This window comes from Novosphingobium nitrogenifigens DSM 19370 (genome assembly GCF_000192575.1).
GTDB classification, from domain to species: Bacteria; Pseudomonadota; Alphaproteobacteria; order Sphingomonadales; family Sphingomonadaceae; genus Novosphingobium; species Novosphingobium nitrogenifigens.
Genome location: NZ_GL876926.1, coordinates 567,589 through 579,255, shown reverse-complemented (window position 1 = coordinate 579,255; position 11,667 = coordinate 567,589). Strand labels below are relative to the sequence as shown.

At 61.6% G+C, this 11,667-nt stretch carries 11 protein-coding genes; 4 read left to right on the top strand and 7 right to left on the bottom strand.

Annotation, left to right across the window (positions count from 1 at the left end):
* The 7 genes from Y88_RS19320 to Y88_RS02925 form a co-directional block, all read right to left on the bottom strand.
* Window positions 1-186: hypothetical protein (locus Y88_RS19320; protein ID WP_232280892.1), on the bottom strand; the 186-nt coding region annotated here is incomplete at its 3' end.
* Entirely contained in the window at window positions 176-484 is a 309-nt protein-coding gene (locus tag Y88_RS19105; protein WP_157132575.1) for a hypothetical protein, read from the bottom strand. The genes Y88_RS19105 and Y88_RS19320, both read right to left, overlap by 11 nt.
* 20 nt (window positions 485-504) lie before the next feature.
* Window positions 505-1,149: a Panacea domain-containing protein gene (locus tag Y88_RS18850; RefSeq protein WP_081458627.1), complete on the bottom strand. Its 645-nt coding sequence runs from the start codon at window positions 1,147-1,149 to the stop codon at window positions 505-507.
* A complete protein-coding gene (locus tag Y88_RS02940; RefSeq protein WP_008066143.1) occupies window positions 1,142-2,089 on the bottom strand; it encodes an IS1595 family transposase in 948 nt (315 codons plus the stop codon). The genes Y88_RS18850 and Y88_RS02940 overlap by 8 nt, the downstream gene beginning before the upstream one ends.
* Window positions 2,090-2,215: 126 nt before the next feature.
* On the bottom strand, window positions 2,216-4,879 hold the full coding sequence (ppdK, locus tag Y88_RS02935) for a pyruvate, phosphate dikinase (protein ID WP_008066141.1): 2,664 nt from the start codon (window positions 4,877-4,879) through the stop codon (window positions 2,216-2,218).
* A 75-nt stretch (window positions 4,880-4,954) separates the two neighbouring features.
* Window positions 4,955-6,982 (bottom strand): glycine--tRNA ligase subunit beta, encoded by a 2,028-nt coding sequence (gene glyS, locus Y88_RS02930; RefSeq protein WP_018075200.1) that lies wholly within the window; start codon window positions 6,980-6,982, stop codon window positions 4,955-4,957.
* On the bottom strand, window positions 6,949-7,854 hold the full coding sequence (locus Y88_RS02925) for a glycine--tRNA ligase subunit alpha (protein ID WP_008066136.1): 906 nt from the start codon (window positions 7,852-7,854) through the stop codon (window positions 6,949-6,951). Before Y88_RS02925 ends, glyS begins: the two co-directional genes overlap by 34 nt.
* 164 nt (window positions 7,855-8,018) lie before the next feature.
* Between Y88_RS02925 and Y88_RS02920 the strand changes: the two genes are divergently transcribed.
* From Y88_RS02920 to pth, 4 genes are all read left to right on the top strand, one after another.
* Entirely contained in the window at window positions 8,019-8,924 is a 906-nt protein-coding gene (locus Y88_RS02920) for a TraB/GumN family protein (RefSeq protein ID WP_157132573.1), read from the top strand.
* Entirely contained in the window at window positions 8,921-9,817 is an 897-nt protein-coding gene (locus Y88_RS02915; RefSeq protein ID WP_008066132.1) for a TraB/GumN family protein, read from the top strand. Before Y88_RS02920 ends, Y88_RS02915 begins: the two co-directional genes overlap by 4 nt.
* Before the next feature lie 138 nt (window positions 9,818-9,955).
* Entirely contained in the window at window positions 9,956-10,564 is a 609-nt protein-coding gene (locus Y88_RS02910) for a 50S ribosomal protein L25/general stress protein Ctc (protein WP_008066130.1), read from the top strand.
* Between the two features lie 142 nt (window positions 10,565-10,706).
* Complete coding sequence (pth, locus tag Y88_RS02905; protein WP_008066129.1) at window positions 10,707-11,276, top strand: aminoacyl-tRNA hydrolase; 570 nt, start codon at window positions 10,707-10,709, stop codon at window positions 11,274-11,276.
* Window positions 11,277-11,667 lie beyond the last annotated feature (391 nt).

Below are 11,667 nucleotides of genomic sequence, written 5' to 3'. Positions count from 1 at the left end.
GAAAGAACAAAGAAAACGCCCGCTCAAGTCGGCGGCTTTTTTCTTGTCTTTCAAACGAGGCCGAGCGATTTGACGTAAACGCTGTTCCCAGCCTTCTTCATCTTCATCGCAGTTTAAATTCTGAGCTATATCTTGAAATTTAACCCCCTGTTCAGAGAGGGGATTTTTGTCGGCCTTATTCATCATCGAAAGCTTTGCTAAATCGCACCGCAATCAATTCAACAGATTCCGCCTCAACCCGAAAAAGCGCCCAGATTTCGGGAGCATCAGCATCCGCATCACCGCCTTGCGCATACAAACGCAAACCATGATCTCCATCCCTTGGCGCCTCGCCTAAAGACGAAGCCTTTCTAGCAAGAAGCCATTTAAACCCCTCCCAAGCATCATCAAATCGACTGTAGACGTCGACTGCCGCATCCACGGCGGATGATACTTGGGCAGATTCGATAACAGTTCTAAGACGTGTAAAAACCGGAATAGTCACAGATGCCCCCGCATTGGGTGTTAAGCGGCAAGCTTCTCTGCGAGAATGCCATTAGCCCAACCACGAACTTCATCCGTGATCGCGCCAGCCTGAGAAGCGAAAACCGTATACAGCGGAATTTCCTCGCCGTCATCAGCGGCTTCCCAAACTTGGTCATGAGACATGTCGCTAGCCTCTTGCGCTGTGTATTTTTCGCACAGAATCTTTGACCATGCCTTAAGCCATGAACGCCCGTTTTCGCTAAGAGATTGGGTTGATGGCTCGACCAAAGACACAAACTCGCGATAACTCTTGCGAGTAGTATACGGAACTTCGCGAGTGACGATCTTTCCTTCACTCTCCAATTCTCGAAGAGCAGCAAGGACATGACGGGGCACTGGGCCAAATTTGCGCTTCACATACGTGTCGCCAGTAATCCCAACACCCTCCAAACGATAGGACGTGGAATCTGCGAACCATAGAATTTTATTGAGGCGAATCGCCCCAAGCCGAGACGGATCAGGGCAGTTCGCAATCACATAGTGAAGCGCCTCTTTTAGAAGTTGATGAGGCACACTTGTTCTCCAATCGTTCTCAAATCGCTCTTGACATATAGCGATTCCAGTGTAAGGGCGCAACCCATTATCTGGAACAAATGCAGAACGATCTGCCAAATTTTCAACCATTCGCTAACGGGCGATATGAAACTCTTTTCCCTATAATACCGTTAAGGGCACGGCACGAACGGTCCCGATCATTGCAGCCCAGCTTTTCGCGGTGGTTATAGCGGAACTCAAATTCCGCCACATAGCGATGCAGGTGCTTCTTCTGGCAGTGCTGATAGACGCCCTTCATGCCACGCTTGAAGATCGAGAATGCGCCTTCAATGGTGTTGGTGTGAATGGTGGGGTTCTCATAATCCACATACTGACCAGCGCCGTGGCGAGTGAAACCATGGGCGGCAAAGGAATTGTTCAGGTTGGCATACTGGCCCGCTTCATCAGTCATCACCACAGCTTCCGCCGCAATGTTGGCCTTCAAGATCGGAAGCAAATCAGCCGCTTTCAGGCTGTCCACCACCATAGAGCGCTGCTTGCCAGTGGTGCGGTCAATCAGCGACAACACCTTGTGCTTGTGCGCGTAGCCACGGCCCTTCTTCTCGCCCTTGGGCTTCACAGTGCGATCAACGCCGATGAAGGTTTCATCAATCTCGACAACGCCGCCGCCAGTGCCGAACGGTGCAAGGTCACCCTCGCGCATGGCTTCACGGATACGGTGTGCCAGAAACCACGCGCTCTTGTAAGTGATTTCAAGAACGCGATGAAGCTGGTGAGCCGAAATGCCCTTCTTGCTGCTGGTCATCAGATAGACAGCCTGCAAAGCCTTATGGAGCGGCAAGCGCATGTGTTCAAACACAGTGCCCACCTTCACGGTGAACTGCTTCTTGCAGTCGCCACAGCGCCACAGACCTTCACGGATACGCTTTGCAGGGTTAGCCTTGACCTTGGTGATACGGTCAACGCCGCCACAGTGAGGACAAGCCGCTCCGTCATCCCACACGACGCTTTCCAGATAGGCGAAAGCGGCTTCTTCGCTGTGGAAATAGGGCTTCGAGAGAACGGACACTGGCTTAACTCCTTATGGGAGTCTTGTGCCTGAATCCGGCTGTGTTTGCAAGGTATATAATCGCCAAAGAAAAGGCCTCCCTCCGGAAACCCGAAGGGAGGCCTTTTCGCGTCAGAATGACGTCACTCAGTCGAGCGCGGCCTGCGCAGCCGCGAGGCGAGCGATCGGCACGCGATAGGGGCTGGCCGAGACGTAATCAAGGCCGACCTTTTCGCAGAACGCGATCGAAGCCGGGTCACCGCCATGCTCGCCGCAGATGCCGAGCTTGATGTCCGGGCGAGTCTTGCGACCCCGTTCAGCGGCCAGTTCGACCAGCTGACCGACACCGTCAATGTCGAGGCTGACGAACGGATCGCGCGGATAGATGCCCTTGTCCACATAAGGGTTGAGGAAGCGCGCGGCGTCGTCGCGGCTCACCCCAAGCGTGGTCTGCGTGAGGTCGTTGGTACCGAACGAGAAGAAGCGGGCTTCTTCAGCGATTTCGTGCGCCATCAGAGCCGCACGCGGCAGTTCGATCATGGTGCCAACGAGATAGTCGAGGCTCTTGCCGCGTTCGGCGAACACTTCGCCCGCCACGCGATCGACAAGAGCGCGCAGGATTTCGAGTTCCTTCTTGGTCGCGACCAAGGGGATCATGATTTCCGGCACGACCGCTTCGCTCGACTTCTGGGCAACGTCGAGCGCCGCTTCGAAAATGGCGCGCGCCTGCATCTCGTAGATTTCGGGGAACGTGATGCCCAGACGGCAACCGCGATGGCCGAGCATCGGGTTGAATTCGTGCAGTTCCTCGGCCCGGCGACGGAGGTGATCCACGCCAAGACCGGTGACTTCGGCCAGTTCCTCGAACTCGGCCTCACCCTGCGGCAGGAATTCGTGCAGCGGCGGATCGAGCAGACGGATCGTGACGGGAAGCCCCGTCATGACGTCGAAGATCGCGGTGAAGTCAGCACGCTGTTCCGGCAGCAGCTTGGCCAGCGCCTCGCGACGACCCGCTTCGTCTTCGGCCAGGATCATCTGGCGCACGGCCGTGATGCGGGCCGCATCGAAGAACATGTGCTCGGTACGGCACAGGCCCACGCCTTCGGCACCGAACCCGCGCGCGACCTGGCAGTCGAGCGGCGTTTCGGCATTGGCGCGCACCTTCATGCGACGGTGGCGGTCGGCCCAGCCCATCAGGACGGCGAAATCGCCGACCAGTTCGGGTTCGACCATCGGCACTTCGCCGGCCATCACTTCGCCGGTCGAACCATCGAGCGTGATGATGTCACCTTCGGCAATGCGGCGATCACCGATAAGAGCGGTACGGCCCGCCATGTCGATCGACAGCGCCGAAGCACCCGAGACGCAAGGACGGCCCATGCCGCGTGCGACCACGGCCGCATGGCTGGTCATCCCGCCGCGCGCGGTCAGAATGCCCTTGGCCGCGTGCATGCCGTGGATGTCTTCCGGGCTCGTTTCGATACGGACCAGAATGACCGCTTCGCCCATCGCGGCGCGACGCTCCGCAGTATCGGCGTCAAACACCACCAGACCCGACGCAGCACCCGGCGACGCGGGGAGGCCACGGGTCAGGACGTCGCGCGGAGCCTTGGGATCGAGAGTGGGGTGCAGAAGCTGGTCCAGCGCCATCGGATCGACGCGCTTGATCGCGGTCGGCTCGTCGATGAGGCCTTCGTGAACCATGTCCACCGCCATCTTGAGCGCGGCCTTGGCGGTACGCTTGCCCGAGCGGGTCTGAAGCATCCACAGCTTGCCCTGCTCGACGGTGAACTCGATGTCCTGCATGTCCTTGTAGTGCTTTTCGAGCAGTTCAAAGACAGCCGCGAGTTCGCCATAAGCGGCGGGCATCGCTTCTTCCATCGACAGCGGCTTGGCCCCGGCCGCTTCGCGAGCGGTCTTGGTCAGGTACTGCGGCGTGCGGATACCGGCGACGACGTCCTCGCCCTGCGCATTCACCAGCCATTCGCCGTAATAGGCCTTGGTGCCGGTCGCAGGGTCGCGGGTGAAGGCAACGCCCGTGGCCGAGGTATCGCCCATGTTGCCAAAGACCATCGCCTGGACGTTGACGGCGGTGCCCCAGTCCTGCGGAATGTCGTTGAGCTTGCGATAGACCTTCGCGCGGTCGCTTTCCCAGCTGTCGAAGACGGCTGCGATGGCGCCCCAGAGCTGTTCATGCACGTCCTGCGGGAACGGACGGCCGAGTTCTTCCTCGACGATCGCCTTGTACTGCTTGACCAGCGCCTGCCAGTCTTCGGCCCGCATTTCGACGTCGGCATAGAAGCCGTTGTCTTCCTTGGCGATTTCCAGCGCTTCTTCAAAGCGGTGGTGATCGAGGCCGAGCACCACGTCCGAATACATCTGGATAAAGCGACGATAGCTGTCCCAGGCAAAGCGCGAGTCGCCCGAACCGGCAGCAAGCCCTTCGACCGTCGTGTCGTTGAGACCGAGATTGAGGACAGTGTCCATCATCCCGGGCATCGACACGCGCGCACCCGAACGCACCGAAACGAGCAGCGGATTGGCCGCATCACCGAACGTGCGTCCGGTCGCCTTTTCGATATGGCCAACGCCATTGGCGACGGCGGCCTGCAGGTCCTGATCGAAAGTCTTGCCCGCAGTGTTGTACTGCGCGCAGACCTCGGTGCTGATGGTAAAGCCCGGCGGCACCGGCAGGCCGATGCCGGCCATTTCGGCAAGGTTTGCACCCTTGCCTCCGGTGATCGTCTTGTCCTTGGCCCGGGGATCCTCCGAACGGGCCCCGCCACCGAAATGGAAGACGTATGCACTCATGATCTGTCAGGGCTCCTCGATTGTAACACGGGCGGAAGGTGTCGATGGCCGCCGGAACGGCCTCGACCGGGCCGTTTATCCCTCAATACGCGAAAAATCGGCGACTTTGTGCACCGCAGCACGGAACAGGTCAAGCAGACTCAGTCGATTGGCCCGCTTGTGCGCATCTGCGTCATTCACGGTGACATCGTCAAAGAAAGCATCGATCGGCGCGCGCAGGCTGGCAAGAGCCCCCATCGCCCCGGTGAAGTCCTCGGCAGCAACCGCTGCGTCGGCCTTCGGACCTGCCACGGCCAGCGCTTCGGCCAGAGCCGCTTCGGCGGCATCGGGCTCGTAATTGCGCGGCAGCGGCTCCCAGGTTTCCTTCTTCAGGATATTGGCTGCACGCTTGTACCCGGCGAGCAGGTTGACGCCGTCTTCGGTGGCGACAAACGCCTGCAGGGCATGGACCCGCGCCAAAAGGCGAACCAGATCGTCTTCGCCGCCCAGAGCAAGGACCGCGTCGATCAGGTCGTGGCGAACGCCCGCCTCGCGCTGCTGCACTTTCAGGCGGTCGGCGAAGAAGGCAAGCAGATCGCCCTCGCCCAAACCGAAGCGCAAACCGTTGTCAGTGATGAGGCGGATGACGCCCAGAGCCGCGCGACGCAGCGCGAAGGGATCCTTCGAGCCGGTCGGCTTTTCATCGATGGCAAAGAAGCTGCGAAGCGTGTCGAGCTTGTCGGCAAGAGCCAGCGCCACCGTGACCGGAGCCGTCGGCACGTCATCGCCCTGCCCGACCGGCTTGTAATGGTCGCGCACGGCATCGGCCACGGCATCGGGAAGCCCTTCGACGCGGGCATAATACCCACCCATAAGACCTTGAAGTTCGGGGAACTCCCCGACCATTTCGGTCACGAGGTCAGCCTTGCAAAGTTCGGCAGCCAGCCGCGCCTGCGCAGGATCGGCTCCCGGCACGACGCCATCGCGAGCGAGGCTTTCGGCAAGATCTGCGACGCGCGCGACTTTGTCCGCCACCGTGCCCAGCTTTTCGTGGAACTTGATCCGCGCCAGCTTTTCCGCCTGCTGCGCCAGCGGAGTCTTCTGGTCCTGTTCCCAGAAGAAGCGAGCATCCGACAGACGTGCGGCCAGAACCTTGCGATTGCCAGCGACGATGGCTTCGCCACCGTCCTTCGCCACGATATTGGCGGTGCAGACGAACGCATTGGCCAGCTTGCCCGCCGCGTCGCGACAGATGAAGTACTTCTGGTTGACGCGCGCGGTCAGCTGGATGACTTCGGGCGGCACGGCAAGGAACGCTTCGTCGAACCGGCCGAGCAGCGGCACCGGCCATTCGGTAAGTCCGGCGTTCTCGATGACGAGACCTTCGTCCTCGACCAGCACGAGCCCCGCCTCAGTCGCAGCCTTGCGCGCGCCGTCACGGACGGTCGCTTCGCGCTCGGCATGATCGACGATCACATGAGCGGCGCGCAGCTTGTCGGCGTAATCCTCGACACCGTCGATCGCGATCGGGCCGCTGTGGTGGAAGCGGTGACCGAACGTCTCGCGCCCGGCAACGATGCCCGCCACTTCGCAAGGGACGATTTCGCCACCCAGCAGGGCAACGATGCCCGACAGCGGACGCACCCAGCGCAGCGACTCGCTCGACAGCGATGCCGCGCCCCAGCGCTGCGACTTGGGCCAGGGAAACGCACGAATGATCGCAGGGATTGCCGCGGCCAGCACATCGACCGTCGCGCGGCCCGGCTTTTCCAGCACGGCAAACCAGACGCCGTCACGCTCGGTCAACTGATCGGCGGAGAGGCCGGTCTTGCGCAGGAACCCTTCAAGGGCCTGCGGCGGCGCGCTGGTACGCGGGCCTTTCAGCTCTTCGCTGACCGCAGCGGTTGCCAGCGGCAGGGCGCGGGCGACCAGAGCCAGACGACGGGGCGTCGACCAGACGGCGACTTCGCCCGGCGTGAGCCCGGCGGCCTCGAGTTCCTTGCGGAACAGACGTTCGAGATCGGCGCGGGCCTGCGCCTGCATCCGCGCGGGGATTTCCTCCGAGCGCAGTTCCAGCAGAAAATCCGCGCTCATGCCGTCCACCCCGGAAACTTCGCTGCCCATTCGTCCTTGAACTTGGCCATATAGGCTTCGCAACTGCCGCGCGCGAGATCGCGCACACGGCCCATGTAACTTGCACGCTCCTGCACCGAGATCACGCCCCGGGCCTGCAGGAGATTGAACAGATGGCTGGCCTCGATCGCCTGCTCATAGGCGGCAATGGGCACATCGGCCTCGATCGCGCGACGGCATTCGGCCTCGGCCCGACGGAACCCTTCGAACAGGGTGTCGGTGTCGGCAACCTCGAAGTTCCACTTCGACATCTGCCGCTCGTTTTCGAGGAAGACATCGCCATAGCTGACGCCCGCGTCGTTGAAACGCAGGTCATAGACGTTGTCGACACCCTGAATATACATCGCCAGACGTTCGAGCCCGTACGTCAGCTCGCCCGCAACCGGCTTGCAGTCAAAGCCGCCCATCTGCTGGAAATAGGTGAACTGGGTGACTTCCATCCCGTCACACCAGACTTCCCAGCCAAGACCCCAGGCCCCAAGCGTCGGCGATTCCCAGTCGTCCTCGACAAAGCGGATGTCGTGGAGCAGCGGATCGATGCCGATGGCAAAGAGGCTGTTGAGGTAAAGCTCCTGCATATTGGCAGGGCTCGGCTTCATGATCACCTGGTACTGGTAATAGTGCTGCAGGCGATTGGGGTTTTCGCCGTAACGACCATCGGTCGGGCGGCGGCTGGGCTGCACATAGGCAGCATTCCAGGATTCGGGGCCCAGCGAGCGCAAGGTCGTCGCGGTGTGAAAAGTCCCCGCGCCGACGCGCATGTCATAAGGCTGAAGGATAAGGCAGCCCTGTGCGCTCCAATAGGCATGGAGGCGCAGGATCATGTCCTGAAAGCTCGGCGGCGTTGCGTTCGTCTCGGCCATGTGCGCGCCTTTGGCCGATGGAGGCCCGCAAATCAACCTTCGCGGGCAAACGAGTGGCAATCCACGCACGGTTTTTCTCACGATGTGCTGCACTCTTGCCGCATCGGCAGCACTCGTTCATGCGCAGCATGGCATGCGAAGGATGGATTGACCCAAGGATGACGATGCCGCGCCCAACCTCATTCCTGCGCCGTTGCGCCCGCCTCATCATGCTGTTTTGCGCGCTCGTGCCCTCCCTTGCCGCGGCCGAGACCGGGCCGCTCCACCCTGCCCTGTGGAAAGTGCGCGAAGGAGCGACAACCATCTATCTTTTCGGCACAATCCATATGCTTCCGCCCCATGCGGACTGGCTGAACGGTCCGGTGGCGCAGGCAGCCGATGCCTCGGACGAGATCGCCACCGAAATCCTCGACGAGGATGGAAACGCGACGCGGCAGGCCGTGGCGGCCCGAGCGCCGCTCCCCGCCGGCACGCATCTTGGCGACATGCTTTCGCCCGAGCGCAAATCGGCACTCGGCGCGCGCCTGCACGGGCTGGGCTATCCCGAAGTCGCGCTCGACGGACTCAAGCCGTGGTTTGCCGCTGTCACTCTTTCCACGCTGCCCCTGCTCCGACGCGGCTTTGATCCTTCGCACGGCGTCGAGGCCATGCTGACCGAGCGTGAGGCCGGGCGAAACGTCCGCCGCAGTGGGATCGAGACTCCCGATGGGCAACTCGCCATTCTCGACAGCTTGCCGCGAGCGAACCAGATCGCCTATCTGGGTGAAGTGATCGACGAATTCGACCATATCGACCCGCTGATCGACGCGATGTTCGCGGCATGGGGCAAGGGCGACGCGCAAAGGCTTGCCCACCTGATGAACGACGAGGAAGGCAAGGACGATCCCCTGCTCACGCGCCGTTTGATCACCGAACGCAACCGGACGTTCGCCGCGTGGGTCGAGACACGACTCCACGAAGCAAAACCCGCCACCATTTTCGTCGCGGTGGGAGCCGGACACCTTGCCGGAACCGACAGCGTGATCGACGATCTTGCCCGCGACGGCATCCATGCGGAACGCGTGCAATGAACTCTCGCCCCCTCCGTCTCGCCACTGCGGCACTGCTGGCCACGTTCGCCCTGCTGCTCGGTGCCTGTCACCACCAGCCCGAAAAGCCCGCCCCCCGCGTCGCTCTCTGGGCCATCGAGGAACAGGGCCACGCAAAGGGCTGGATCATGGGTACGATCCACGCTCTGCCCCCCGACACCACATGGCGCCGCCCGGCCATCGACTCGGCCATGACCGGCGCAGACCGCCTGGTCATGGAAATCGGCGAGCCGATCGATCCGAACGTCGCCGGTCAGGCGCTCGCCCGACTGGCGATGACCCCCGGCCTGCCCCCGCCATCCGCAAGACTCGACAACGCGGCACGCTCCGCGCTCGGGAATGTCTATCGCAAGCTCGGCGTCGATGATTCCCGCTTCCTCAACGAGGAAAGCTGGGCCGTTGCCCTGCAGATTTCCGCATTGGCCAGCCAGAAGGCCGGAGCCGCAGCCGACAACGGCGTCGAACCGCAATTGCGCAAGGCCATGGCGGGCAAGCCGATCGTCGGGCTGGAAACCGTGGACAGCCAGTTCGCCATTTTCGACGCGCTCCCGACCAAGGCACAGAACGTCCTCCTGACCGATGTGGTGCGCGAAGCGGCAGCCGATCGCGATGACGACGCCGACATGCTCGACCTCTGGCTACGCGGCGACGATCTGGGCATGGCGCGTGAAGCGAATAGCGGCTTCCTCTCCGATCCGGTCCTGCACGAAGCCCTGCTTGCCGCCCGCAACCGTGCCTGGACCGAGCGGATCGACGCCCTGCTCAAGGACGGCGCACACCCCTTCATTGCGGTCGGCGCGGCGCATGTCGCGGGCCATAACGGACTGCCGGAAATGCTGAAAGCCAAAGGCTGGACGATCCGCCGGGTCTATTGATGCGGCCGCCACCTGCCGAAACGGGCGTGCGGCCTTGCATTTTTCGTCAAAAACGCTAAGGGCAGCCGCTTCCCGACATGGTCATCCCTGGAGGCGTGGCGGGAAAACTGTCGAAGCATGTTATCAAGGATCAGACATATGAGCGAGACGCTGCATCTGTCGGCCGAGACGCGCGAACGGGTTGGCAAGGGAGCCTCCCGTGTTCTGCGTCGTGAAGGCCGCACCCCCGCCGTCATCTATGGCGACAATCAGGAACCGGTTGCAATCCACGTCGAGGAAAAGGCCCTCGCAAGGGCGCTGGGAACCGGCCACTTCTTCAATTCCATCGTCGAGCTCACTGTCGGCGGCACCGTTGTGCGCACCCTGCCCAAGGACGTTGCGTTCCACCCGGTGACCGATCGTCCCGAACACGCCGACTTCCTTCGCCTGGCTGCCGATCACGCGGTCCACGTGAAGGTTCCGGTGGTCTTCATCAACGAAGAAGCTTCGCCGGGCCTCAAGAAGGGTGGCGTGCTCAACATCGTTGCGCACGAACTCGAACTGATCGCCACCCCCGATTCGATCCCCGATGACATCACTGTCGATGTCACCGGCCTCGAAGTCGGCGCGTCGATCCACCTCAAGGACATCGCCATTCCGGCCGGGGTAAAGGTTGTCACCCACGAGGCCGACGCCACGATTGCCACGATCGTTGCTCCTTCGGCCCTCAAGTCCGAAGAAGGCGCGGCGGAAGCTGGCGAGGCCTGATCGGCCTTCCGGCACGGACTCGTTCCGTGCCGGGCGCTTTTGCGAAGAACCCCCTCCCCTTGCGGGTGGGGGTTCTTTTTTGCCTGCGGCACGACTATCGCGCCGGACACCACCACTTCCCCGCGCAGGAGCCATCACGACCATGCAACTCTGGGTCGGCCTCGGCAATCCGGGCCCGCAATATGCATTGAACCGCCACAATGTCGGCTTCATGGCGCTTGACGTCATTGCCGATGTTCACCGTTTCGGGCCGGTGCAGAAGAAATTCCAGGGTTGGGTGCAGGACGGCCGTATCGGCACCGAACGTGTGATCCTGCTCAAACCCGCAACGTTCATGAACGAAAGCGGACGCGCGGTCGGCGAAGCCATGCGTTTCTTCAAACTGACCACGGCCGACCTCACCGTCTTTCATGACGAACTCGATCTCGCCCCGTTCAAGGTCAAGGTGAAGATCGGTGGGGGCACCGCCGGACACAACGGCCTGCGCTCCATCGAACGCCATGCTGACGCCGCCTTCCGCCGGGTTCGGCTCGGCATCGGCCATCCCGGCCACAAGGACCGGGTGACCGGCCATGTGCTGGGCAATTTCGCCAAGAGCGAGGGTGACGACCTTACCGACATGCTGGGCGCCGTCGCCCGTTCGGCCGAATGGCTTGCACGCGGTGACGACGTCCGCTTCATGAACGACGTGGCCCTCGCACAACAGGACTGATCCCCCCCGAACGGCAATAGTGTCGAACAGGAAGAACGACTTCTTCAATTCTTAACGCAAAAGAGTCGGATCTTCTTACAGGCGAGGCAGGCACCCACACCCATTAACCACCAAAAACCACGTAAATCAGCGGTTGGCACGACACCTGCAAAGGAAGCCATTAACAACTCGCACTGACGATGTTATTGGAAATTCAAACAGGGGAAGTCTCATGAAGCGCACCGCCATCGCTACCGCAGCCATTGCCACACTGCTCGCATCCACGCCTGCTTTTGCTTGGGGCTCGCACACTCACTATTGCAACTGCGGTGACTCGATCGGCTCTTCCATGTGCGGTTCGACCAGCTCGACCTCGGGTGGCACCACCACCAGCTCGACTTCGGGCGGCACC